Below are 24,275 nucleotides of genomic sequence, written 5' to 3' on the forward strand. Positions count from 1 at the left end.
GGGTTTGCGCACGGTCTTCCCCGGCTACTTCCCGCCGAGATTGGGCTTCACCACGACCAAGCCCTGCTCGATACCGTTGACGATGACGATGCCGCTGGAGAAGTACGGGTAGTTGCTCCACGCCCCGTTGAAGTTCGCCGCGTTGCCCGACGGGTAGATGTCGAAGTAGCCGACCTCGGACAGCTTCGCCGAGGCGACCCCGCTGACGTCCAGGATGCGCAAGCCCGCCTGGTAGTTCGCCTGGTAGGAATACTGGCCCTTGATGTACTGGTTGTGGTCGATCGCGGTGGCGGGCGAGCTGTAGACACCGGTGTGCACGGGAGCGGACAGTTTGGCCAGATCCCAGACGTAGGTCTTGGTGCGTTTGTCGGTGCCGCGAGACTCGTCGAGTTCGTCGTCCAGCAGGAAGTAGCGCTGGTCGCCGGTCAGCCAGCCCTGGTGCGAGTACTGCGCGCCGGAGTAGCCCTTGCGGGAGATCTGGACCGGCCTGGCCTTGTCGGTGACGTCCACGATGGTCAAGGTGTCTTCGTTGGCGTTGAAGCAGATTTCCTTGCCTCGGTAGGCCGCGTCCGGTCCCCGGTACACGACGCACTGTGTGTCGTGGGTGTAGCCGTCCTGCGAAACGCAGCCCGCCTTGGCCGGGGCCTTCGGTTTCTGGATGTTGACGATATGCGGTCCGCCGCTGCAGGTGTTGGAGCCGATCGCGTAGGCGAAGCCGGTCTCCTCGTTGATCGCGATGTTGTGTGCGGGACCGAATTCCTTGTACAGCGCGTCGGCGGTGAAGGTCTGCGGCGTGGTGACCGTGCGCAGCCGGGTCAGGTCGAACACCTGCATGCCGTGCCCGGTGATGAAGTCGGCGACGATGAACGCGTGGTCCTTGTACACCTTCATGTCACGCCACGAACTGCTGCCACCGTTGGACGGCAGGTTGCCGAGGAACTTCGGCGAGGTCGGTGTGCTCAGGTCGACGAACGCGGTGCCGTTGGTCCGCCCGACGATGGCGTACTCCTTGCCGGACGAGGGATCGGTCCAGCCCCAGATGTCGTTGCCGTTCCCGCCGCCGAGACCGGACAGGGGAAGCACGCTGAGCAGGTCCACGTTCTTGCACGGGTAGATGTCGGCCTTGCCGTTGACGCACGGCACACCCGCCGCGGTGCCGGTGACGGCGTGCCGCTCGGCCGGGACGTGGTCGGCCATGAAGCTCCGGGCCGCCGCCTGCCCCTCCGCCGTGTCGGGATCATGCGCGGACGCCACCGTCATCGACAACACCAACGCGGAGGCCGTCACCACGGCCAGTCCGATCATGCGCACGATCTTCATCAGGCGCGCTCCTCACAGGGGTTTCTGGTCCGTCCCCTGACGATAGGAGCGCACGCCCTCGGCGTATCCCTTCGAAGGTCTGGCGCTTTTAACCGTTTTGCCGGGCCGATACCGTGACCGGGTGGAGTTCGTCGTGATCTTCGGACCGCCCGCCGTCGGCAAGATGACCGTCGGCGAAAAGCTGTGCGAACTCACCGGGTTCAAGCTGTTTCACAACCACATGGCCGTCGAGCCTGTGCTCGGCGTCTTCCCCTTCGGCTCGCCGCCGTTCGGCAGGCTCGTCAACGAGTTCCGCCGCCGTGTCATCGAGGAGGCGGCCGACGCCGATCTGCCCGGGCTCGTCTACACGAACGTCTGGGGCCTTGACCTGCCCGAAGACGCGGAGCTCATCGGCTCGTACGTCGACATCGTGCGGTCACGCGGCGGGCGGACGTGGTTCGTCGAGCTGTACGCGGACCTCGACGAGCGCCTCAGGCGCAATTCCACCGAACTCCGCCTCGACCGCAAACCGAGCAAGCGTGATCTCGAGTTCTCTCACGCCAGCCTGCTCGAACTCGACCGCGACTACGTCATGAACACCGGCGGGGAGCGCCGTGTCCACGCCCAGGACCTGATCGAGCGGCACGGTCACCTGCGCATCGACAACACCCACTTGAGCCCGGCCGAGGCCGCGGCCCTAATCCTGCGACGGATGCCGCAATGAGCGGGTGGTGGTCGCGCCGAGCACGCGCGACGCCATCCACGCCAGCGCGTCGGCGGTGCGGGCCGGGGTGTCCGACGGCTGCATGATGTGACTCAGCACCGTCCGGACGACGACGTCGATCGCGACGTCGAGCTGCTCGGCGTCCAACGGCGGGCCGTAGGCGCGGACACGGCCGCGCAGCATGATCGTCGCTTCGCCCAGCAGGCTGCCGGCCCGGACCGTCAGCAGCGGCAGCAACTCGGTGTCGGCGCCGTGCGTGGCCGAGACGATCGCGCGCAGCAGGAGGTTGTCGTCGGCGAGTTCGAGAACGCCGCGGACGGCGTCGTGGATCGCCTCGACGAGGTCGTCCGGATGCCGCTCGAACGCATCCCGGACGACCGACAGGAACCGCGCGAGTTCGTGCGAGATCATCGCTTCGGCCAGCTGGGTCTTCGAGCCGAGTTCGTTGTAGACGGTCTGGCGGCTGACGCCGACGATCTCCGCGAGTCTGCTCATCGTCACCGAGGACCAGCCGGAACGCACGGTCAGTTCGATGGCCGACGCGACGATCGGCTGCCGGTACGGGCCACCCGTGACCGGCGTTGAGGGGGCCTCGCTCATGATCGTCATTCTAAGCCGCCGTGGCCGCGGCGAACGCCAGCGCCTCGGGCCACGGCGCCCGCCCGGCGATGTGGCGGCGGTACTTCATGATCTCGCGCGGCCGGTCGACGGTCAGCGCGCCGACGATCCGGTCCCTGCGCCGGTACAGCGCGGTGAACCCGCCGGAAGCCGGGACGGCGGTCACCACCTCGTCCGCGCGCGGGGTGCCGACGAACTGGATCCGGTGGCCGTACCAGTCCGACCAGAAGTACGGCACCGGCGCCAGCGCCCGCGCCGACTCCGGGGCGAATGCGTGACGAGCGGCCGCGGCACCCTGCTCCGCGGCGTTCGTCCAGTGCTCCAGCCGCATCAGTTCGCCGTCGAACAGCGGGTTCTCGGCGTGCGCGACATCCCCGGCGGCGTACACGCCGGGCACACCCGTCGCGAGCGTGGCATCGCACACCACGCCGCCGTCGCGCTCGTGCAGCGGGACACCGCTCCCGGCCAGCCAGCCGGTGGCCGGGACGACGCCGATACCGGCGACCACCAGGTCCGCGGGCAGCACCTCGCCGCTCGCGAGCCGGACACCGGTCACCACGCCGCCGTTGGCTTCCAAGCCGGTGACCGTCGTGGACAACCACAGTTCCGTGCCCGCCTCCCGGTGCAGCGAAGCGCACACCGCACCGGCCTCGGCCCCGACCGATCGGATGAGCGGGACGTCGAGCGCCTCGACGATCGTCGACGACAGACCGCGCTTCCGGGCGGCCGCGGCGACCTCCGAGCCGATGAAACCCGCCCCGATCACCACCGTCCGCGCACCGCGGTCGAGCGCGGCCCGAACAGCCAGGGCGTCCTCTGCGGTCCTCAGCGTGTGGACCCCGGCGATCCCCTCGCTCCCGGGCAGTCGCCGCGCGGTGGCGCCGGTCGCGATCACCAGCGCGTCGTAAGACACCGTCCGGCCGTCCACCGCCACCTCTCGCGCGGTGGTGTCGAGTCCGTCCGCGGGCGCGCCGAGCACCGGTTCGACGCCGAGCTCGTCACGCAACGCGGCCTCACTGTGGAACGGCTCGATCCGCCCGGGGCCTTCCGCGTCGAGGAACGCCTTCGACAGCGGAAGCCGGTCGTACGGCGGGTGGTCCTCCGCGCCGATCAGCACGATCCGCCCGCGGTACCCGTCCCGGCGCGCGGCTTCCACCGCACGCAGTCCGGCCAGCGAGGCTCCTACGACGACCAGTGTCACGATCAGTCCCGCAGCTTCAGCGCGAGGACCGGGCAGGCGTCGACAGCGGCCGACAGATCCTGCCGGTATTCCTCGCCGGGCCGCTCGTCGAGTACCACGACCGTGCCGTCGTCACCGACCTCGAAGAAGTCGGGCGCCATCGCCTCGCACATGCCCAGCCCGTCGCATTTCGCGCGGTCCGCCTCGATCTTCATCATGCTCCGACCCTTCCCGGTGCCACGAAATCGACCTTCTCCCGCACCCCGCAGTCCGGGCAGCACCACGAATCCGGGATCGCCGACCACGGTGTTCCGGCGGGGAAACCTTCGCGCGGGTCGCCGAGTGACTCGTCGTAGACGTAGCCGCAACCCGGGCACATCCCGCCTTCGGTCGCGTCGCCGTGTGTGTCGGAGGCGACCCGCGACGGCGCGGTGACGCGGGTGCCGTGGCGCGCCAGGATCTTGCCCCGCTTCGACGGCTGGATGTTGGCGCGCGAGATGTCGCCGTCGAAATGCGCGAGCACCCGCGGATCCATCACGCGACGCCAGACCGGCGGGAACAGCGCCAGCACGATCATTCCGGCGTATCCCGTCGGCAGAACCGGTGATTCCGCGAAATCGCGCAGCGTCTGGTAGCGGCGCGTCGGGTTCGCGTGGTGATCGCTGTGCCGCTGCAGGTGATACAGCAGGACGTTGGTGGCGATGTTGTTGGAATTCCAGCTGTGGCTGGGATCCACCCGTTCATAGCGCCGCCGGTTCGCCGGGCCGACCTTCTGCCGCCGCATACCGTAGTGCTCCATGTAGTTCACGACCTCCAGCAGCGAGAACCCGATCACCGCCTGGATCACCAGGTACGGCAGGATCCCCGGCCCCAGCCACACCGCCAGCGCCGCCCACAGCACCGCCGACATCAGCCAGGCGTTGAGCACGTCGTTGCCGATCCGGAACGGATGCCGGTCACGCCGGGCGTACCGTTTGCGCTCCAGCCCCCACGCGGATTTCAGCGAGCCGAACACCGTGCGCGGCCAGAACCGGTAGAAGCTCTCGCCGACCCGGCTGCTGGCCGGATCCTCCGGGGTCGCCACCCGGACGTGGTGGCCGCGGTTGTGCTCGATGTAGAAGTGACCGTAGAAACTCTGCGCCAGCGCGATCTTCGACAGCCAGCGCTCGTGACTTTCTTTCTTGTGCCCGAGTTCGTGCGCGGTGTTGATGCCGATGCCGCCGATGCAACCGATCGAGATCGCCAGGCCGATCTTGTCCACAACGGACAGATCGCCGCGCGAGATCAGCCAGAACGCGGCCACGAAACCCGCGTATTGGATGGGCAGGAACGCGAAGGTGATCCACCGGTAGTAGCGATCTTTTTCCAGCCGTTCGATGACGTCGTCCGGCGGGTTGTCGCGGTCCAGCCCGGCGATCAGGTCGATCAGCGGTACGACCACCAGGATCACGATCGGCCCGATCCAGAACCACACACCCCATCCGGTGGCCGCGTGCAGCCCGATGGCGAGGAACGCGAGCGAGGGGACCACCAGGCCGATCAACCACAGGTATCGCTTGCGGTCGGTCCACCGCTCGGTCGAGCCCTCCGGGATCGTGCCCGTCATCTCGCTCATCGCACCCTCCTCCGCTGGCTGGGTTTACAAAACTGTAGGTGATGTACACCCGGTTTGACAAGTAGTCACTTTTTGTAAACCTGCCGTTGCTTCATTTCGTGCGAGTTCGGCGATATCTTGTATTCGTAAGGAAACTTACTTAACTTGTGACGACACGCCGCGATTCACTTCGTCCGCCCCGAAGGAGCGCGAATGCCCCGATCACCTCGCCGGATCCGCCCCGCCGCCGTGGCCACCGTCGCCGCGGCCCTGCTGGTCCTGCCCGCCGCCACCGCCGACGCGAGCACCGTCGCGAGCAGCTCCTGGCCAGGCGGGTCCGCCGTCACGACCGTCGACGATTCGGACGTCCTCGGCGGCAACATGAGCGGATTGTCCTTCCAAGGCGCCGACGTCCTGTGGGCCGTGAAGAACGGCCCCGGCACGCTGTACCGCCTCGTGCGCAACGCCGGCAAATGGCAGCCGGACACGGCCAACGGCTGGTCGTCCGGCAAGGCGCTGCGCTACCGCAACGGCAAGGGCGACCCCGACGCCGAAGCCGTCGTCGCCACCCCGGACGGCGTGGTCACGGCCACCGAACGAGACGGTGACAACGACAAGAAGAGCGCGCTCAAGGTGCTCCGGTACGACGTCTCCGGCTCGGCCAAAACCCTCACCGCCAAAGCCGAATGGAATCTGACCGCGGATCTGCCGAAGGTCTCGGCCAACGACGGTCTCGAAGCCGTGTCGTGGATCCCGGACACCGCGCTCACCGCGAAGGGGTTCGTGGACGAACGCACGAAGGCGCCGTACAACCCGGCCACCTACCCCGGCCACGGCACCGGCCTCTACCTCGTCGGTCTCGAGAGCAACGGGATGATCTACGCCTACGCCCTCGACCAGGCCGGCGAGAAGTACACCCGTGTCGCGAGTTTCAAGAGCGGCCTCGACTCGATCATGGAACTCGAGTACGAAGCTTCGACGAGCAAGCTGTGGGCGGTCTGCGACGACAACTGCAGCGGGAACTCGACGACGCTCTCGGTCAACCCGCAGGGCAAGTTCGCCGTGACCGACACGTTCAACCGCCCGAGCGCGATGCCGAACTTGAACAACGAAGGCTTCGCCATCTCGCCGACCTGCGAACGCGGCGGCAAGCAGGTGGTCTGGGCCGACGACGGGAACGAAGGGAGCCACGCGCTCCGCGCCGGCGCCCTTTACTGCGGCTGAACCGGTGTTTCCGGCGCGGATCCCCCGGGTCCGCGCCGGAACCGCACTGCACCGATTTCGGCATTCGTCCCGTCCCGTTCCTGGGCTAGGTTTCCCCGCATGAAATTCGCCTCCCTCGCCGTTCTCCCGGCTCTGGTCATCCCTCTCTTCCTGCCCTCGACGGCATCGGCGGGTGACGGCTGGGAATCGATCGGCGCCGGGATGACCTCCGGCGCCAGCGGCGTCGCCGTCCTCGCTCACGACGAAGACCGGATCGACGCACTCGTGGTGCGGGACAACAAGAAGCCCGGCGAGAACCGGGCGGTCCGGGTGCGGCTCGATCGCGGCCAGGTGTCCAAGGTGGACCCGATCGACTGGCCCGGCGAACTCCCCGTCGATCTGGAGGCGGCCGAAGCGGTACCGGGAAAGGCGGGTGAATTCATCGCGCTGGCCAGCGACGGCAAAGGCTTCCACATCAGGCTCGACGGCCGTCGGCTGAAAGTGCTCGGCGCCTTCCGGGTACCGAAAGGCGACCCGGATGACAATTACGAGGGTTTCGCGCTGAAAAAGGTGAATGACCGGTTGTTCGCGGTTTGGGCGGACCGGGGCCAGGACGCCCGTCCGGCCACGCTCCACTCAGCGGAGTTCTCGGTCTCCAAGCTGTCCTTCAAGAAGCCGAAGTCGATCCCGTTCCGCGTCGCGTACCCCACCGCCGACGTCCGGCACGCCTCCGACGTCGAGATCACCGCCGACGGCCGCGTCCTGATCTCGGCCGCCTCCGATCCCGGTGACGACGGCCCGTTCGACTCGGCCGTGTACGCGGCGGGCGTGCTCCGCTCCGACGGTTCGATCGCCCTCTCCCCCGTCCCGGCGAAGATCGGCGACTTCCCCGGTCACAAGATCGAGGCCATGACCTGCCTCTCGCGCTCGTGCGGCAGCCTGCTCTACGGAACCGACGACGAGGCCGCGGGCGGTAGGCTCCGGATCGCCATCGGCAACGACCCGGAGGACCAGTGACCAGCGAAGACCTGCGCGAGCGCCGCCACAAGATCATCGAAGAGCACATGGACACGGAGGTGACCCAGGAGTTCGACCGCACGCTGGGCACCTTCAACGGCCATCCGCACTACGAGATCATGGCGACCGGGCAGATCTTCGACGGCGACGAGGAGGTCATGGGGTACTACCGCATGACCCGGACGGCGTTCCCGGACCAGCGGCACGACAACGTCCGCTACCACTACGCCGACGAGTCGGTCATCGTCGAGTTCGACCTGCTCGGCACCAACCTCGGCGAGTTCTACGGCCGCCCGCCCACCGGCAAGGCGTTCCGTGTCCCGATCATCGCGGTGTTCTTCTTCGACGGGGACAGGATCACCAACGAGCGCGTCTACTTCGACGCCGCCAGCCTGATCACCCAGGCAGGGCACGCCGAACTGCTGACCCTGCTGGCCTCGGGCGACGTCTGACCATCGGCCGGCATCAGCCGTCAGCCCTCGATACGTGAAAGGCCGAAAGCGGTGAGGAAACCGGCGACCGTGATCAGGCCGGTCCACAGATGCGCGTCGTCGAAGGCCTCGGGAATCATCGTGTCGGCGATCATGGCGAGGATCGCGCCGCCCGCGAGCGCGGTGATCACGGCGAGGACGGTGCCGGACGCGCCACCGAGGACGCCGTAGCCGAGCAGGGCCGCCACCCCGCTGATCACGGCGATACCGCTCCAGAGGGTGAAAACGTAACGCGGACTCCGGCCCGCCCGCTTCATCCCGGCCGCGCTGGACAGTCCTTCCGGGACATTGCTGATGAACACGGCCGCCACCGTCACGACACTGACACTCCCGCCGCCGAGCAGGCTGGTGCCGATCACCATCGATTCGGGGACACCGTCCAACAGGGCACCGAGCGCGATGGCCGTACCGGAACCCGCCTGCTCGGTCTCGGACGGCTGTTGGCCACCCGAACGTTTGCGATGACGGGCACCCCGCCGCGCGAGCACGATGTTGGCGAGGGTGTAGATCAGGGAACCGCCCAGTGCGCCGAGCGCGGTCGGCAGGAAGCCGCCTTTCTCGTGCGCCTCGGCGATCAGTTCGAACGAGACGGCGGAGATCAGCACGCCGCTGCCGAAGGCCATCACGCTCGCCACGGCCCTGCTCGGGATCCGGACCAGGAAGCCGACCATCGCCCCGAGCAGCAACGCCGACCCGGCCAGCAGGCCCCAGCCGCCCGCCGCCAGCAGGTCTCCCACGTCCGTCTCCCTTCGTCCGGCGGAAACACAGCGGGCCGGCCGCGAAACGCGGCCGGCCCGCTGTCAAGCCAGGTTCAGGCTCGGATCATGCCACGTCGTACCGGTCGAGGTTCATGACCTTGTCCCACGCCGCCACGAAGTCGCGGACGAACTTCTCCTTGGCGTCGTCGCTGGCGTAGACCTCGGCCACCGCGCGAAGCTCGGAGTTGGACCCGAACACGAGGTCGGCACGGGTACCGGTCCACTTGACCTCGCCGGTCGCCGAGTCGCGACCTTCGAAGATCTCCGCGTCACCGTTCGCGGCGGTCCACTGAACGCCCATGTCGAGCAGGTTCGCGAAGAAGTCGTTGGTCAGCGACCCCGGCTTCTCCGTCAACACGCCGTGCTTCGACTCCTGGGTGTTGGCGCCGAGCACACGCAGGCCGCCGACGAGGACGGACAGCTCGGGCGCGCTCAGGTCCAGCAGGTTCGCGCGGTCGATGAGCAGGTACTCCGTCGGGAGACGGTGGCCCTTGCCCCGGTAGTTGCGGAAGCCGTCGATGGTCGGCTCCAGCGGGGCGAACGACTCGACGTCGGTCTGCTCCTGGGTCGCGTCGGTACGGCCCGGCGTGAACGGCACCGTGACGTCGTGACCGCCGTCCTTGGCCGCCTTCTCCACGGCCGCGACGCCGCCGAGCACGATCAGGTCGGCCAGCGAGACCTTCTTGCCGCCGGTCTGGGCGCCGTTGAAGGACTCCTGGACACCTTCCAGGGTCCGCAGCACCTGGGCCAGCGTCTGCGGGTCGTTGACCTCCCAGTCGCGCTGCGGCTCGAGGCGGATGCGGGCACCGTTCGCGCCGCCGCGCTTGTCGCTGGCGCGGAAGGTCGAGGCCGACGCCCACGCGGTGGAGACCAGCTGCGAGACCGACAGGCCCGAAGCGAGCAGCTTCTCCTTGAGGGAGGCGATGTCCGCGTCGTCGATCAGCTCGTGGTCGACGGCGGGCACCGGGTCCTGCCAGATCAGCGTTTCCTGCGGCACCAGCGGGCCGAGGTAGCGCTGGATCGGGCCCATGTCGCGGTGGGTCAGCTTGTACCAGGCGCGGGCGAAGGCGTCCGCGAACTGGTCCGGGTTGTCCAGGAACCGGCGCGAGATCTGCTCGTAGACCGGGTCGAACCGCAGCGACAGGTCGGTGGTGAGCATCGTCGGCGGGCGCGTGAGCTCGCCGGACTCGGGGTCGGGCACGGTGTTCGCGCCGGCGCCGTCCTTCGGCTGCCACTGGTGGGCACCGGCGGGGCTCTTGGTCAGCTCCCACTCGTGGCCGAACAGGTTCTGGAAGAAGCCGTGGCTCCACTGGGTCGGCGTGGAGGTCCAGGTGGTTTCGAGACCACTGGTGATGGCGTCCCGGCCCTTGCCGCTGCCGAAGGAGTTCTTCCAGCCGAGGCCCTGCTCCTCGATCGAAGCGCCCTCGGGCTCGGCGCCGACGTGCTCGTCGGGGTTCGCCGCGCCGTGCGCCTTGCCGAAGGTGTGGCCGCCGGCGATCAGCGCGACGGTCTCCTCGTCGTTCATCGCCATGCGGCGGAAGGTCTCGCGGATGTCGCGGGCCGCGGCCAGCGGGTCCGGGTTGCCGTTCGGGCCTTCCGGGTTCACGTAGATGAGACCCATCTGCACGGCGGCCAGCGGGCCCTCGAGCTGACGGTCACCGGTGTAGCGTTCGTCGCCGAGCCACGTGCGCTCGGGACCCCAGTAGACGTCCTCGTCCGGCTCCCAGACGTCGGCGCGGCCACCGGCGAAGCCGAAGGTCTTGAAGCCCATGGTCTCCAGGGCGCGGTTGCCGGTGAAGATCATCAGGTCGGCCCACGAGATCTTGCGGCCGTACTTCTTCTTGACCGGCCACAGCAGACGGCGGGCCTTGTCCAGGTTGCCGTTGTCCGGCCAGCTGTTGAGCGGGGCGAAGCGCTGCATGCCCGCGCCCGCGCCGCCGCGGCCGTCCTCGATGCGGTACGTGCCCGCGCTGTGCCACGCCATACGGATCATGAGACCGCCGTAGTGGCCGAAGTCCGCGGGCCACCAGTCCTGCGAAGTCGTGAGGACGGCGTCGACGTCCTTGGCGAGTTCGTCGAGGTCGACGGTCTTGAACTCGGCGGCGTAGTCGAACCCGGCGTCCATCGGGTCGGAAGCCGCGGTGTGCTTCCGGAGGATCTTCAGGTTGAGCTGATTCGGCCACCAGTCACGGTTTCCCGCGCCTTCGGTGGGGTGGTTGCGGCGCCCCGACGAGACGGGGCAGCCGCCCGCGCTCTCTTCGTTCATTTCGCCGACGACGGCGTCCGGGCTGTCAGACACGGGAATCCTTCCGGGAATCAGAGCTGCAGGGCTCAGGAACGGGGTTCGATAGCGCAGTCGGGACACAGGCCCCAGTAGATGACCTCGGCCTCTTCGATCACGAAGCCGTGGTCGTCCGACGCGCTCAAGCAGGGTGCCGGACCGACGGCGCAGTCGACGTCGGCGATGGCGCCACATGATCGACACACGACGTGGTGGTGGTTGTCCCCGACACGGGATTCATAGCGTGCCACCGACCCCGACGGCTGGATCCGCCGGACGAGACGTGCGGCGGTCAATGCCCGCAGCACGTCGTAAATGGCCTGGTGAGAGACCTCGCCGAGCTCTGAACGCACCGCACCGATGATGGAGTCGGTGTCGGCGTGCGGGTGGTCGCGTACCGCTGTCAGCACGGCCACCCGAGGACGCGTCACGCGCAGGGAGGCCCCGCGCAGCATCCGCTCGAAGTCCGGGGTCGTGGGCACGGGCGCAGTCTGGCCCATTTTCTGGAATGAATCAAGTTCGCGAATCCCGGGCGTGTCCGACGGCCTTCTCAGTCCTCGCGCGCCAGCAACTCACGCACCCGCTCCTGCAGCGCCTCCCTCGGATACGCGTTCACCTGGGCGCCCGCCATCCGCACCGGGTCACCGAAGAAGAAGTACTCGTACAGCGACTCCCGCCCGGCGAAGCTCGAGACCGACGCGTCGAACGCCAGCTTGAACAGCCGCGCGCGGTCCTTGGCCGGCAACGTGGCCGACTGGAGGTACGTGTCGATGTCGGGACGGCCGTCCGCGTCGAAATCCGCTTCCCCCGGCAGGGCCATGAGACCGGACGCGGAGAACTTGCGGATGATCTCGGTCAGCCGCGGCGAGACCTTCGTGGGGTACCAGTTCCGGGCGGCGTTGAGGACTTCCCACTTGGGCAGGAAGACGCCGTCCTCGCTCACCGTGCCGTCGGCCTCGGCCGCGCGCAGCACGGCCTTCTCGATCTCGACGTAGGAGATCAGCTCCGAAAGATCCTGCTGGATGTGCTGGAACCCGCCGATGCCGATCGCGGCGGCGATCTCACTGGCGAGGCCGAGGTAGAACTCGGTCTTGGCCAGTGTGCGGGTGACGACCTGGTGGGTCATGAGCGCGCCGGCGCCGGTCTCGGAGTACCAGGCGTTGCACAGTTCCGGGTGGCCCAGCAGGAAGACCCGCTCGTTCGGGACGAACACGTCGTCGAACACCACGACCGCGTCCATCTCCTCGAACCGGGAGGCGAGCGGCTCGTCGAAACGCGAGCGGCCGTGGTCGAGTCCGGCGCGGCAGAAGTACTTCAGCCCGGGCGCGTCGTTCGGGACGGCGAAAGCGTAGGAGTACGGAGCGTCCTCAGGCGTGCCTCGCAGCACCGTCGACGGGAACACGAGGAGTTCGTCGGCGATCGGTGCGATGGTGGCGAGCATCCGGGCACCGCGGATGACGATGCCGTCCTCCCGTTCCTCGACCACCTTCGCCGAAAGGTTGCCGCCACCCTGCTGGCTCCCGGAGACCGAACGGTTGACCTGCGGCGGGATCAAGGTGTGCGTCGCGAGGAGATCGTTCTCGCGCGCCATCTCGTAGTACTTCTCGATACGCTCGCCGAAGACGGGATCGGCCTGGGAGAAGAACTTCTTCGCGGCCGAAAGCGCGGTGAGCGACGAGTTCATGTAGTCGCCGGTGCGGCCGAGGAAACCGTTCGAGTACTCCGCCCATACGGAGAAAGCGGCACGACGGCGCTTGAGGTCCTCCTCGGTACGCGGCACCAGGAACGAGGTGCCGACGCGCTCCCCCGTGGTCGGCGATTCGTAGGTGAGGACGTCGCGATGCGCCGGATCGTGCTGGAGGTCGAAAAGCTTCGCGTAGGTCAGCGCGTTGTTGCGGAACGCCGCGTGCTCGGCGACCTTCGAGGTCACCTTCTCGCCGTCGACGTACAACTCCGGCGTCATCGCGTTGAGCTTGTCGAGGTACTGCTGTCCGGTGCGGGCTCCCATATCAGGCTCCTTCTCTTGTCAGAACAGGGATTCGTGGCCTTGCGCGGATTCGTGGATGGTCGAGAACCGCCCGTTGACGAAGCCGAGCGCGTCGCCGGAGCGGTAGTCGAATTCCCGCACCTCGCCGAGGAACAGGGTGTGGTCGCCGCCGTCGTAGGCGGCCCACGGCGTGCAGTCGAACCAGCTGAGGACGCCGCCGAGCCGTGGCGCGTGCTTGCCTTCGACCCACACCGGTGCGCCCTCGGGACTCGGACGGCCGGCGAAGTTCATCGCGAGCGCCTCTTGTTCCGCGCCGAGGACGTTGACCGCGAACGGGCGGCCTTCGAGCAGGTCGTGGCTCTTCACGGAGCGCTGGATCGAGACGAGCACGAGCGGCGGATCCATCGAGACCGCGGTGAAGGAGTTCACCGTCAGGCCGTGCCGTTTCGTGGCGGCGTCGAAGGTCACCACCGCGACACCGGTCGCGAAGCGGCCGAGACATCCCCGGAAGAACTGCGCGGGCGGCCGATACAGGTTCGAACCCGGCAGGAAACTGGTTTCGCGTGACATCATCGTCGGTTCCTGTTCTATAATCGAACAGCCAGTTCAACTATCGAAATGGATCGTATACGATGGCTTCGGACTCCCGCAAGACCGCGAGCACGTCCCAGACGCTCAGCCGCGGCATCCGCGTACTCGAAGTCCTTGCCGACGCCCAAGAAGCACTCAGCGTCGACCGGATCGCCGAACGGCTCGGCGTACACCGGTCGATCGCGTACCGGCTCATCCGCACGCTCGAGGACCACGGGCTCATCACCCGGGAGCCCACCGGGAAGTTCGAGCTCGGCACGCGTCTGGCCGCGCTCGCGGCGGGGATCAAACACGATCTGCAGGCCGCCGCGCTGCCCGAACTCACCGCGGTCGCGAACGAACTCGGCATGACGTGTTTCGTGGCGGTGTTGGACCGCGAAGAATGCGTGACCCTGGTCAGCGTGGAACCCCGGCACGCCGTCGCGTCCGTGGCGCAGCGTCCGGGGTCCCGGCATCCGTTCACCGTCGGCGCCCCCGGCCGGGCGATCCTTTCCCAACTCCCGTCGGAGGACTGGCCGGACGGAATACGCGAAGTGGCCGCCCGCGGTTACGCGGACAGCCATGGCGAAGTGATCGAGAACCTCAGCGCGGTCGCGGTTCCGCTTCCCCTGCGCGGCCACAATCCCGCGGCGCTCTCGGTCGTCTATCTGTCCAGCACGCACACCCCCGCCGAGCTCGCGGAGCGGCTCAAGGCGGCGGCGAAGGCCGTCCGTGACGCTCTCGGCGGATGAGCGTCACGGACGGCGAGACTATTTACCGAAACGGAGCGGGCTCACCGCCTGATCGGCTTCGTGGTCCGGGCCGAGCGGAATCCCGGACCGGTCACGCAACAGCAGGGTGGCGATGAGGCCGACGACCGTCATCCCCGCCAGGTAGACGGCCACGGACAACGACGTGCCGGTCGCCCCGACCAGCGCGGTGGCGATCGTCGGCGCGAACGCGCCACCGAGGATCGCGCCGAGCGCGTACGAGATCGAGACGCCGGAGAACCGGATCGACGCGGGGAACAGTTCCGCGTAGAACGCCGCCTGCTGGCCGTAGGTGAAGCCGAGTCCGACGCTGAGGATGATCAACCCCAGCGCCAACAAGACGACGTTCCCGGTGTCCACCAAGGGAAAGAGGGCCGCGACGCCGGCGAGTTGCGCGATCCAGCCCACCACGTAGGTACGCCGCCTGCCGATCCGGTCGGACACCGCGCCCGCCGCCCATGTCGAGATCAGCCAGGTCGCGGCCGACGCGGTCACCGCCCACAGCACCGGACCGCGGTCGAGTCCGATCGGGCCCTTGGGGTTGGTCGCGTAGTTCTGGATGTAGCCACCGGTGGTCATGTAGCCGACGGCGTTGTTGCCCGCGAACACCAGCGCGGCCACCAGGACCAGCGCGGTGTGCTTGCGGAACAGCTGGATGATCGGCGTCCGGGTCCGCTCACGGCGTTCGGCGATCTCGCGGAAGACCGGGCTCTCCTCGACGCGGCGCCGGACGTAGTGCCCGACCAGGATCAGCCCGACGCTGAGCAGGAACGGGATCCGCCAGCCCCAGTCGAGGAACGCCTGCCCGGGGACGAGCAAGCTGGTCAGCGCCAGAACGCCGGAAGCCAGCAGGAGGCCGAGCGGGACGCCGATCTGCGGTGAAGCGCCGAAGAGTCCCCGCCGGTTCGGCGGGGCGTGCTCGACGGCCATCAGCACGGCGCCGCCCCATTCGCCACCGGCGGAAATGCCCTGCAGGATCCGCAACAGGATCAGCAGAACCGGCGCGAGGACACCGATCTGGCCGAAGGTCGGGAGCACGCCGATCAGCGTGGTCGCGGCGCCCATCAGGATCAGGGTGAGCACCAGGACGACGCGGCGGCCGTACTTGTCGCCGAAGTGCCCGGCGAGGAAGGCGCCGAGCGGGCGGAACAGGAAGCTCACGCCCACGGTGGCGAAGGAGACGAGGGTGCTGTTCGCCCCGAGGCCCGAGAAGAACAGCTTGCCGAAGACGAGACCTGCCGCGGACGCGTAAACGAAGAAGTCGTACCACTCCACGGTGGTTCCGACGACGGTCGCGAAAGCGACCCTGCGCCGGTCGGAGGACGGTGGGGCGGTCCGGCCGGACGTGCGTTCATCCTGCGCTGGATTCGACACATTGGCTCCTTTGACGTAGGCCTGACGCGAGTGGCGGCCCGCTGAGATCCCGGGCGAGGCGAAGGCCACTCGGTGACCGCCTTGCCACTGTGGCACAGAATCATATACGTTATTAGATACGAAGCAAGGGTCGAGGGATTCAGGGAAACATGGACACTTACGAGGCAACGGCGCCATCAGGACGCGGGTCCGGTCCGCTGGGTACCCGGCCGGGCAAGATCATCGCCGTCCATCTCAGCTACGCGTCACGGGCAGAACAGCGCGGACGGCGTCCGGCGAACCCGTCGTACTTCTTCAAGCCGTCGAGCTCGATCGGCACGTCCGGTGGCACGGTCGAACGTCCGGCCGGAACCGAATTGCTGGCCTTCGAGGGCGAGATCGCGCTGGTCATCGGCACCACGGCCCGCTGGGTCAAACCGGACAGGGCGTGGGATCACGTCGCCGCCGTCACCGCCGCGAACGACTTCGGCCTCTACGATCTGCGCACCGCGGACAAGGGCTCCAACGTCCGGTCCAAGGGCGGCGACGGCTACACCCCGCTCGGCCCCGGCCTCATCGACGCGCGCGACGTCGACCCCTCCGCCCTGCGCGTGCGCACCTGGGTGAACGGCGACCTCGTGCAGGAGGACACGACGGCCGGGCTGATCTTCCCGTTGCGGCAGTTCGTTTCCGACCTCTCCCAGCACTTCACGCTCGAACCCGGCGACGTCATCCTCACCGGGACCCCCGCCGGCTCCACCGTGGTCTCCCCCGGTGACGTCGTCGTGGTCGAGGTGGACGTCCCCGGCACCTCCGCCAGCAGCGGACGGCTCCACACCACCGTCTCCCAGGGGATCCGGTCCTTTTCGGACATCGGCAGCCTGCCCGAGGTCGACGACAAGCAGCGCGCCGAGGCCTGGGGCACTCCCTCGGACGAGCCGGTCGCAGAGGACGCTCCCGCTCTCGACGAAGGGCTTCGCGCCAAACTCCTGCGCGCGCCGGTCGCCGGTTTGTCCGCCCAGTTGCGCAAGCGCGGGCTGAACAACGTCGCGATCGACGGCGTACGCCCCAATCTGCCGGGCTCGAAGATCGTCGGTACGGCGAGGACCTTGCGCTTCGTCCCGAACCGCGAAGACCTCTTCAAATCCCACGGCGGCGGCTACAACGCGCAGAAACGCCTCTTCGACTCCGTCGGCACCGGCGAGGTGATCGTCATCGAAGCCCGGGGCGACCGGGGTTCCGGAACGCTCGGGGACATCCTGGCGCTGCGGGCGCGGTACCTCGGCGCGGCCGGGGTGGTCACCGACGGCGGGATCCGCGACTTCGAGGCCGTCGCCGAGACCGGTCTTCCGGTGTTCTCCCAGGGCCCGCATCCGGCGGTCCTCGGCCGCAAGCACGTGCCGTGGGACACCGACGTCGCGGTCGCCTGCGGCGGGGCCACCGTACTGCCCGGCGACATCATCGTCGGCGACGACGACGGGGTGGTCGTCATCCCGCCGTCGCTGGCCGAAGAGATCGTCGACGCGACACTCGTCCAGGAGGACGAGGACGCCTGGATCGCCGAGCAGGTCGCCAAGGGCCGCCCGATCGAGGGGCTCTTCCCGCTGAACCCGTTGTGGCGGGAAAGGTATGAGGCATGGCAGAAGAAGCAGTGAAGACGGCCAGCAAGTCCGAACTCGCCTACGAGTGGCTGCGTGAGCGGATCGCCCGGCACGAGTACGGACCCGGCTACCGGCTCGTCCTCGCCGAGATCGCCGGCGCGCTCGACATGAGCGTCGTGCCGGTGCGCGAGGCGATCCGGCGGCTGGAGGCCGAACGGCTGGTGACCTTCGAGCGCAACGTCGGCGCGCGCGTGGCGATGGTGGACCAGAACGAATACGTCCACGCCATGCAGACCCTCGGCGTGGTCGAGGGCGTCGCCACCGCGCTGTCCGCGCCGGGACTGTCCGAAGAGGACATCGCGAAGGCACGCAGGGTGAACGAGCGGATGATCGCCCTGCTCGACCACTTCGACGCGCACGAGTTCACCGCGCTGAACCAGCAGTTCCACTCGCTGCTCTTCGCATGCTGCCCCAACCCCCAGATCCTCGAGCTCGTGCACCAAGGCTGGACGCGGCTGTCCGGACTGCGCGACTCGACGTTCGCCTTCGTGCCCGACCGCGCGCACCGGTCGGTCGAAGAGCACGAACAGATCCTCCGGCTGATCTCCGAGAAGGCCGACCCGCTCGACATCGAATTCGCCGCGCGCAATCACCGCTGGGCCACCATGCAGGCCTTTTTGGACGCTCGAGAGCGCGCGAACCGCTGACTGAGGAGGACTTTTGACCACCACGACTCCCCGGCCGATCCCGGACGGTGTCCCGGAGCGGATCCGGCACTACATCGGCGGCGAGCTCGTCGATTCGGCCGACGGCGCCGTTTTCGACGTGCTCGACCCGGTGACCAACGAGGTCTACGTGCGGGCCGCGGCGGGGAAGAAGGCCGATATCGATCGCGCCGTCGCCGCCGCGCGGAAGGCGTTCACCGAGGGGCCGTGGCCGAAGCTGCTGCCGCGCGAACGGTCGCGGGTGCTCAACCGCATCGCCGATCTCGTCGAATCGCGGGACAAGCGGCTGGCCGCGCTGGAGAGTTTCGATTCGGGCCTGCCGATCTCGCAGGCGCTGGGCCAGGCCCGCCGGGCGGCCGAGAACTTCCGGTTCTTCGCCGATCTGATCGTCGCGCAGGCCGACGACACCTACAAGGTGCCCGGCCGCCAGATCAACTACGTCAACCGCAAGCCGATCGGTGTCGCCGGGCTGATCACGCCGTGGAACACACCGTTCATGCTGGAATCGTGGAAACTCGCCCCCGCGCTGGCGACCGGTAACACCGTCGTGCTCAAGCCCGCCGAGTTCACCCCGCTTTCGGCGTCGCTGTGGGCCGAGATCTTCGAAGAGGCCGGGCTTCCGCCGGGTGTTTTCAACCTGGTCAACGGTTTCGGCGAGGACGCGGGCGACGCGCTGGTGAAGCATCCGGACGTCCCGCTGATCTCGTTCACCGGCGAGAGCGGCACCGGGAGCCTGATCTTCGGGAACGCGGCACCGTTCCTCAAGGGACTGTCGATGGAACTGGGCGGCAAGTCTCCCGCCATCGTCTTCGCCGACGCCGACCTGGAGACCGCGATCGACGCGACGATCTTCGGCGTGTTCTCGCTCAACGGCGAACGCTGCACCGCGGGCAGCCGGATCCTGGTCGAGCGCGCGATCTACGACGAGTTCGTCGAGCGCTACGCCGCTCAGGCCAAACGCGTCGTGGTGGGCGACCCGAGCGACCCCGCGACCGAGGTCGGCGCGCTGGTGCATCCCGAGCACTACGAAAAGGTCATGAAGTACATCGAGATCGGGAAGACCGAAGGCAGGCTGGTCGCAGGCGGCGGCCGCCCGGACGGCTTCCCGACCGGGAACTACGTGGCGCCGACGGTGTTCGCCGACGTCAAACCGGACGCCCGCATCTTCCAGGAGGAGATCTTCGGCCCGGTCGTCGCGATCACGCCGTTCGACAGCGAGGAAGAGGCGCTCGAGCTCGCGAACAACACGAAGTACGGGCTCGCGGCCTACGTCTGGACCAACGATCTCAAGCGGGCGCACAACTTCGCGCAGTCCGTCGAGGCCGGGATGGTGTGGCTCAACTCGAACAACGTCCGCGATCTGCGCACGCCCTTCGGCGGGGTCAAGGCGTCCGGGCTCGGGCACGAGGGCGGCTACCGCTCGATCGACTTCTACACCGACCAGCAGGCGGTGCACATCAATCTCGGCGAGGTGCACAACCCCGCCTTCGGCAAAGGATGATGCCATGACCACGATCCCCACGCCGTCGTCGCCACCGCCGGACGTCCTGCGCTGCGCGTACATGGAACTCGTCGTCACCGATCTGGCGCGTTCGCGCGCGTTCTACGCCGACGTCCTCGGCCTGACGGTGACCGAAGAGGACGACACCACGGTCAGCCTCCGCACGATCGACGAGTTCATCCACCACAACCTCGTGCTGCGCCAAGGCCCGGTCGCCGCTGTCGCCGCCTTCTCGTACCGCGTCCGGTCTCCGGAGGATCTGGACAAGGCCGTCGCGTTCTACACGGAGCTGGGCTGCCGGGTCGAGCGCCGCGAGGACGGGTACACGAAGGGCATCGGCGACTCGGTGCGCGTGCAGGACCCGCTCGGCTTCCCGATCGAGTTCTTCCACGACGTGCAGCACGTCGAGCGGCTCGGCTGGCGCTACGACCTGCACCTGCCCGGCGCGCTGGTGCGGCTCGACCACTTCAACCAGGTCACCCCGGACGTCCCGCTCGCGGTGAAGCATATGGAAGACCTCAACTTCCGTGTCACCGAGGACATCCAGGACGATCAGGGCGTCACCTACGCGGCCTGGATGCGCCGCAAGCCGACCGTGCACGACACCGCGATGACCGGCGGCGACGGGCCGCGGATGCACCACGTCGCTTTCGCCACGCACGAGAAGCACAACATCCTGTCCATTTGCGACAAACTCGGTTCGCTGCGGATGTCGGACCACATCGAACGCGGTCCCGGCAGGCACGGCGTCTCGAACGCGTTCTACCTGTATCTGCGTGACCCGGACGGGCACCGCGTCGAGATCTACACGCAGGACTACTACACCGGCGACCCCGACAACCCGGTCGTCACCTGGGACGTGCACGACAACCAGCGCCGTGACTGGTGGGGGACCCCGGTCGTCCCGTCGTGGTACACCGACGCGTCCCTCGTGCTCGACCTCGACGGCAAGCCGCAGCCGGTGGTCGCGAGGACCGAGGAGAGCGAGCTGGAGGTCACCATCGGGGCCGACGGCTTCTCCTACACCCGCAAGGGTGACGACGACGGAGAACTGCCCGCCTGGAAACAGGGCGAGTACAAACTCGGCAACCAGCTCTGAGGCGGGATCATGCTCGAACAGGAAACGATCACCGCGATCGCCGATGAACTGGCGGCCGCGGAAGAGGCGCGGGCAACGATCCCGCTGCTGACGACGCGCTACCCGGACATGACCGTCGAGGACTCGTACGCCGTGCAGAACGAATGGCGGCGCCGGGGCATCGCGTCGGGGCGCCGCCCGGTCGGCCGCAAGATCGGGCTCACCTCGAAGGTCATGCAGGCCGCCACCGGGATCACCGAACCCGACTACGGCGCCATTTTCGCGGACATGGTGTTCGAAAACGGTTCCGTGATCGAGCACAGCCGGTTCTCGAACGTGCGCATCGAAGTCGAGCTGGCCTTCGTGCTCAAGGACACCCTCACCGGACCGGACGCCACGGTGTTCGACGTCCTGCGCGCGACCGAGTACGTCGTACCCGCACTGGAGATCCTGTCCTCACGCATCGAAATGACGGGCCGGACGATCGTGGACACGATCAGCGACAACGCGGCCATGGGCGGCATGGTCTACGGCGGCAACCCGGTCGCCGTGGACGCCGTGGACCTACGGTGGGTTTCGGCGCTGTTGTACCGCAACGAAACCATCGAAGAATCCGGGGTCGCCGCCGCGGTGCTGAACCATCCGGCGAACGGTGTCGCCTGGCTGGCGAACAAACTCGCGCAACACGGCGACAAACTGGAGCCCGGCGACATCGTGCTCGCCGGGTCGTTCACCCGGCCGATGTGGGTGCACCCCGGCGACACCGTGACAGCCGACTACCGGGACCTGGGGGCGATCACATGCCGCTTCGTCTAGCGCCGACGTTCCGGGAGCAGCTGGGCACTCGGCCACTGATCGGCATGTGGGTGACGTCGGGAAGCCCGGTCGTCGCGGAGATCTGCGCGGGTTCCGGACTCGACTGGCTGCTCATCGACACCGAGCACTCCCCCGCCGGGCTGGAAACGGTGCAATCGTTGCTGCAGACGATCGCCGCGTATCCCATCACGCCGGTGGTGCGCGCCCCGTCCGGTGACACTGTCGCGCTGAAGCAGCTGCTCGACCTGGGCGCGCAGAACCTGCTCGTGCCCATGGTCGACAGCGCCGAGGAAGCGGAGGCCGTCGTACAGGCAGTCCGCTATCCGCCGCGAGGCGTGCGTGGTGTCGGCAGTGCCCTCTCCCGGTCCGCGCGCTGGAACCGGGTCGAGGACTACCTCACGAAGGCCGACGAATTCACGTCGCTGTACGTCCAGATCGAGTCGACGGCGGGTGTCGCGGCCGCCGCCGAAATCGCCGCTGTCGACGGCGTCGACGGCGTGTTCGTCGGGCCGTCCGATCTGGCCGCCTCGATGGGCCTGCTCGGACAGCAGACGCACGCCGACGTCACGGCGGCCGTCCTTGGCACGTTCGAGGCCGTGCGGGCACAGGGAAAGCCTGTCGGCGTCAACGCCTTCGACCCCGCGCAGGCTCAGCGGTACCTCGACGCCGGTGCTTCGTTCGTCCTGGTCGGCGCGGATGTTTCCTTGCTGGCGCAGGGTTCGGAGGCGCTCGCGCGGCGGCATTCGGTCTGAGTCCGGACTGTGTGGATTTTGGGACATCTGACGTCCCAAAATCCACACAGTCGACGGTCGCCTTCGCCGCCGCTCACGACGTCGCGCTGTCCGGGGCTTCGAAATCAGCCTGGCGGCGGGCAAGGTAGGCAGGCCAGTCGGCCCGGGCCGCGACCACGTCGGCGATGGAAAGCTTGATGACGCCGCAGCCGCTGAGCGAGCAGGCTCGTGGGGCGCTCGCGTCGATGAGGGAAATGCCGCCGATCTCGTCGCCGTCGTCGATGTAGGTGCAGAGCACGGGGTGGAACGCGCAGTCCTCGTAGATGTCACCCGGCTGAATTTCGCCTGGTTGGTCGTTGATCACGCTGGTGATGCTAGGCGGAGATGTCGGGCGGGCTGTAGTGGATTTCTGCCGAACAGCTCCACGATCTGTGATTTGAACTCCCGAGAACGTGCTGGCCATCCGAGGTCACCTGGTCGCGATCGGGTGTGCTTCTGTCGGAGGATCGGCTTTCGCGGCCTCCGGGTGGTTGTGAGTGGTGAGTCGGGTTCTGGCGGACCGGTATTTGGTTGTCGGCTGGGTCTGGCCTTGTGTGGGTGGTGTGGGCATGCCGAGGGGCCCGTCGCCGGTGGGGGTGGCGGGCTCCTCGGGGTTATGCGGTGGCGCGGTGGAGGGTGTTGCGCCGGGGTTTTCGTAGCGGGTCCAGGTATTGGGGTGGGATGAACTCCGGTAACCCGTCGGCTGCCATCCGGACTTGCCAGTCCCCGTGGTGAATCAGGCGGTGGTGGAAACCGCAGAGCAACACCAGGTTCCGGAGATCCGTGGGCCCGCCGTCTGCCCAATGATCAATATGATGGGCGTGACAGTTCCGCGGCCGCCGATGACAGCCGGGGAACGCGCAGCCCCCGTCACGGATGTTGAGGGCTCGGCGTTGCGCTGGGGTGACGAACCGCTTCAACCGTCCCACATCCAGCGGCTCCCCAGCCGCGTTCATCACGATCGGCAACATCAGGCAGTCGCAGGCGGCCATGCGTGCTTCGCGGGCGGTCATTTTTCCGACGAAGTCTACGCAGGCGGTGCCGAGCCCGGTCTTGAGTTCCTCGAGCCCGATGGTCACGTGGATCAGGGTGCGGTAGCCGTTGGTGCCGGGCTGGTCGGGGCAGGCGACCGCGAGGTCCAGGAGTTCGGCCCAGGCGTCGCCTTGGCGTTCGGCTGTGGTGCGTAGATCGGCTTGGCCGGATTCGTCGATCGGGCGTGGTGCCGCGTAGGCCTCGAGGGCGGCGGCGGTGCGGGCACCGAGTTCGTCGTCGAGGAGGCCGTTCAGTGTCCAGAACCCGTCCTTGCGGCGCTCCAGGGTGACTTCACGGCTGGGTTGCTTGGGTTCGGGGTCTTTGGGTTCGTTCCCATCAGGGTCGAGCCACGCGAGCAGGTTGTCCCCGAGCTTCGACACCTGCCGAGGACCGGCGTCCCGCGCCAGATCAGCGAGAGTCTTCTCCGCACACTCCCGATCCTCCACCGACACATCCGACGGAATCCGAGCCAGAATCTCCAGGATCTGCTTGATCCGTTCACTCCCGATAGCGCCCTCGGCGGCAGCCGCACCCGTAGCGGGAGCCACCGCCGGAACCTCCGTGTCGTCCAGTGCTCGGGTCGGGTTCAGCGCGATCGCCTGACTCACGATCGGACCGGCCTCGCCCCGCGACAACCCGGCCACGTCAGCGAACCACGCTGCTGTACTGCCGTAGCCGTAGAGGTCTTTCGCGCCCCGGGACTCGATCTCCGCCAGATACCGCCCCAACCCGGCGGAGGCGATCCGCATCATCTGCAGGAACTGCAGCACGCCATGGGCAAGCTCCAGCTTGCCGGCACGCCACAGCTCCTGCGGCAGTTCGGGAAGAAAGGTCTCGGACACCCCACAACAATACCGCACATCTGTCGAACAGGTGTTCGTAATTTTAAGCAACAACACAACCGGCG

General features: G+C 67.9%; 24 protein-coding genes. 11 read left to right on the top strand and 13 right to left on the bottom strand.

The annotated features are described in order from the left end of the window. Positions 1–24: 24 nt before the first annotated feature. Positions 25–1,320 (bottom strand): choice-of-anchor B family protein, encoded by a 1,296-nt coding sequence (locus tag HDA45_RS01940; RefSeq protein ID WP_184891589.1) that lies wholly within the window; start codon positions 1,318–1,320, stop codon positions 25–27. Between the two features lie 121 nt (positions 1,321–1,441). Between HDA45_RS01940 and HDA45_RS01945 the strand changes: the two genes are divergently transcribed. Beyond that, positions 1,442–2,023, top strand: coding sequence for a DEAD/DEAH box helicase family protein (locus tag HDA45_RS01945; protein WP_184891590.1), 582 nt, complete (start codon positions 1,442–1,444; stop codon positions 2,021–2,023). Here HDA45_RS01945 and HDA45_RS01950 read toward each other — a convergent pair. The 4 genes from HDA45_RS01950 to HDA45_RS01965 are packed head-to-tail and all read right to left on the bottom strand — an operon-like array spanning position 1,997 to position 5,436. Continuing rightward, positions 1,997–2,632, bottom strand: coding sequence for a TetR/AcrR family transcriptional regulator (locus HDA45_RS01950; RefSeq protein WP_184891591.1), 636 nt, complete (start codon positions 2,630–2,632; stop codon positions 1,997–1,999). The two genes, HDA45_RS01945 and HDA45_RS01950, sit on opposite strands and share 27 nt — an antisense overlap. Position 2,633: 1 nt before the next feature. Continuing rightward, complete coding sequence (locus HDA45_RS01955; RefSeq protein WP_184891592.1) at positions 2,634–3,842, bottom strand: FAD-dependent oxidoreductase; 1,209 nt, start codon at positions 3,840–3,842, stop codon at positions 2,634–2,636. 2 nt (positions 3,843–3,844) lie between these two features. Next, positions 3,845–4,039, bottom strand: a complete 195-nt coding sequence (locus HDA45_RS01960; RefSeq protein ID WP_125782839.1) for a ferredoxin — start codon at positions 4,037–4,039, stop codon at positions 3,845–3,847. Next, the gene (locus HDA45_RS01965) at positions 4,036–5,436 is read right to left on the bottom strand and encodes a fatty acid desaturase (RefSeq protein WP_184891593.1); all 1,401 of its coding nucleotides are present in this window, start codon (positions 5,434–5,436) and stop codon (positions 4,036–4,038) included. Before HDA45_RS01965 ends, HDA45_RS01960 begins: the two co-directional genes overlap by 4 nt. A 192-nt stretch (positions 5,437–5,628) precedes the next feature. Between HDA45_RS01965 and HDA45_RS01970 the strand changes: the two genes are divergently transcribed. The 3 genes from HDA45_RS01970 to HDA45_RS01980 all read left to right on the top strand — a co-directional run bounded on the left by HDA45_RS01970 (position 5,629) and on the right by HDA45_RS01980 (position 8,087). Next, complete coding sequence (locus HDA45_RS01970) at positions 5,629–6,639, top strand: SdiA-regulated/phytase-like domain-containing protein (RefSeq protein ID WP_184891594.1); 1,011 nt, start codon at positions 5,629–5,631, stop codon at positions 6,637–6,639. A 99-nt stretch (positions 6,640–6,738) separates the two neighbouring features. After that, a complete protein-coding gene (locus HDA45_RS01975) occupies positions 6,739–7,635 on the top strand; it encodes a hypothetical protein (RefSeq protein WP_184891595.1) in 897 nt (298 codons plus the stop codon). Continuing rightward, a complete protein-coding gene (locus tag HDA45_RS01980) occupies positions 7,632–8,087 on the top strand; it encodes an ester cyclase (protein ID WP_184891596.1) in 456 nt (151 codons plus the stop codon). The genes HDA45_RS01975 and HDA45_RS01980 overlap by 4 nt, the downstream gene beginning before the upstream one ends. Before the next feature lie 20 nt (positions 8,088–8,107). Here the strand turns inward: HDA45_RS01980 and HDA45_RS01985 are convergent, their stop codons facing one another. The 5 genes from HDA45_RS01985 to HDA45_RS02005 all read right to left on the bottom strand — a co-directional run bounded on the left by HDA45_RS01985 (position 8,108) and on the right by HDA45_RS02005 (position 13,725). Then, positions 8,108–8,863 (bottom strand): ZIP family metal transporter, encoded by a 756-nt coding sequence (locus tag HDA45_RS01985; protein WP_184891597.1) that lies wholly within the window; start codon positions 8,861–8,863, stop codon positions 8,108–8,110. A gap of 85 nt (positions 8,864–8,948) precedes the next feature. Then, positions 8,949–11,183: a catalase/peroxidase HPI gene (gene katG, locus HDA45_RS01990; RefSeq protein ID WP_184891598.1), complete on the bottom strand. Its 2,235-nt coding sequence runs from the start codon at positions 11,181–11,183 to the stop codon at positions 8,949–8,951. Between the two features lie 32 nt (positions 11,184–11,215). After that, entirely contained in the window at positions 11,216–11,647 is a 432-nt protein-coding gene (locus tag HDA45_RS01995) for a transcriptional repressor (RefSeq protein ID WP_184891599.1), read from the bottom strand. Between the two features lie 68 nt (positions 11,648–11,715). After that, a complete protein-coding gene (hpaB, locus tag HDA45_RS02000) occupies positions 11,716–13,173 on the bottom strand; it encodes a 4-hydroxyphenylacetate 3-monooxygenase, oxygenase component (protein WP_184891600.1) in 1,458 nt (485 codons plus the stop codon). Between the two features lie 18 nt (positions 13,174–13,191). Next, positions 13,192–13,725 (bottom strand): flavin reductase family protein, encoded by a 534-nt coding sequence (locus tag HDA45_RS02005; RefSeq protein WP_184891601.1) that lies wholly within the window; start codon positions 13,723–13,725, stop codon positions 13,192–13,194. Positions 13,726–13,784: 59 nt separating this feature from the next. Here HDA45_RS02005 and HDA45_RS02010 point away from each other — a divergent pair, with 59 nt between their 5' ends. Continuing rightward, positions 13,785–14,474: an IclR family transcriptional regulator gene (locus HDA45_RS02010; RefSeq protein ID WP_184891602.1), complete on the top strand. Its 690-nt coding sequence runs from the start codon at positions 13,785–13,787 to the stop codon at positions 14,472–14,474. An 18-nt stretch (positions 14,475–14,492) separates the two neighbouring features. On the opposite strand, the gene HDA45_RS02015 is transcribed toward HDA45_RS02010, so the two are convergent. Beyond that, complete coding sequence (locus HDA45_RS02015; protein ID WP_184891603.1) at positions 14,493–15,866, bottom strand: MFS transporter; 1,374 nt, start codon at positions 15,864–15,866, stop codon at positions 14,493–14,495. 149 nt (positions 15,867–16,015) lie between these two features. Here HDA45_RS02015 and HDA45_RS02020 point away from each other — a divergent pair, with 149 nt between their 5' ends. The 6 genes from HDA45_RS02020 to HDA45_RS02045 are packed head-to-tail and all read left to right on the top strand — an operon-like array spanning position 16,016 to position 22,318. Beyond that, entirely contained in the window at positions 16,016–17,500 is a 1,485-nt protein-coding gene (locus HDA45_RS02020; protein ID WP_184891604.1) for a fumarylacetoacetate hydrolase family protein, read from the top strand. Continuing rightward, positions 17,482–18,153 carry a GntR family transcriptional regulator gene (locus tag HDA45_RS02025; RefSeq protein WP_184891605.1) on the top strand — a complete coding sequence of 224 codons (672 nt, stop codon included), beginning with the start codon at positions 17,482–17,484 and terminating at the stop codon, positions 18,151–18,153. The genes HDA45_RS02020 and HDA45_RS02025 overlap by 19 nt, the downstream gene beginning before the upstream one ends. Positions 18,154–18,166: 13 nt before the next feature. Further along, positions 18,167–19,672 carry a 5-carboxymethyl-2-hydroxymuconate semialdehyde dehydrogenase gene (hpaE, locus tag HDA45_RS02030; RefSeq protein ID WP_184891606.1) on the top strand — a complete coding sequence of 502 codons (1,506 nt, stop codon included), beginning with the start codon at positions 18,167–18,169 and terminating at the stop codon, positions 19,670–19,672. Between the two features lie 4 nt (positions 19,673–19,676). After that, on the top strand, positions 19,677–20,771 hold the full coding sequence (hpaD, locus tag HDA45_RS02035) for a 3,4-dihydroxyphenylacetate 2,3-dioxygenase (RefSeq protein WP_184891607.1): 1,095 nt from the start codon (positions 19,677–19,679) through the stop codon (positions 20,769–20,771). A gap of 9 nt (positions 20,772–20,780) precedes the next feature. Beyond that, positions 20,781–21,566, top strand: coding sequence for a 2-oxo-hept-4-ene-1,7-dioate hydratase (gene hpaH / locus HDA45_RS02040; protein ID WP_184891608.1), 786 nt, complete (start codon positions 20,781–20,783; stop codon positions 21,564–21,566). Further along, on the top strand, positions 21,551–22,318 hold the full coding sequence (locus tag HDA45_RS02045; RefSeq protein ID WP_184891609.1) for an HpcH/HpaI aldolase family protein: 768 nt from the start codon (positions 21,551–21,553) through the stop codon (positions 22,316–22,318). Before hpaH ends, HDA45_RS02045 begins: the two co-directional genes overlap by 16 nt. Positions 22,319–22,391: 73 nt before the next feature. On the opposite strand, the gene HDA45_RS02050 is transcribed toward HDA45_RS02045, so the two are convergent. Both HDA45_RS02050 and HDA45_RS02055 read right to left on the bottom strand, forming a co-directional pair. Further along, positions 22,392–22,661 (bottom strand): hypothetical protein, encoded by a 270-nt coding sequence (locus HDA45_RS02050; RefSeq protein WP_221470986.1) that lies wholly within the window; start codon positions 22,659–22,661, stop codon positions 22,392–22,394. 289 nt (positions 22,662–22,950) lie between these two features. Further along, positions 22,951–24,210, bottom strand: a complete 1,260-nt coding sequence (locus HDA45_RS02055) for a DUF222 domain-containing protein (protein WP_184905209.1) — start codon at positions 24,208–24,210, stop codon at positions 22,951–22,953. Positions 24,211–24,275: the final 65 nt, after the last annotated feature.

This window comes from Amycolatopsis umgeniensis (assembly GCF_014205155.1).
GTDB classification, from domain to species: domain Bacteria; phylum Actinomycetota; class Actinomycetes; order Mycobacteriales; family Pseudonocardiaceae; genus Amycolatopsis; species Amycolatopsis umgeniensis.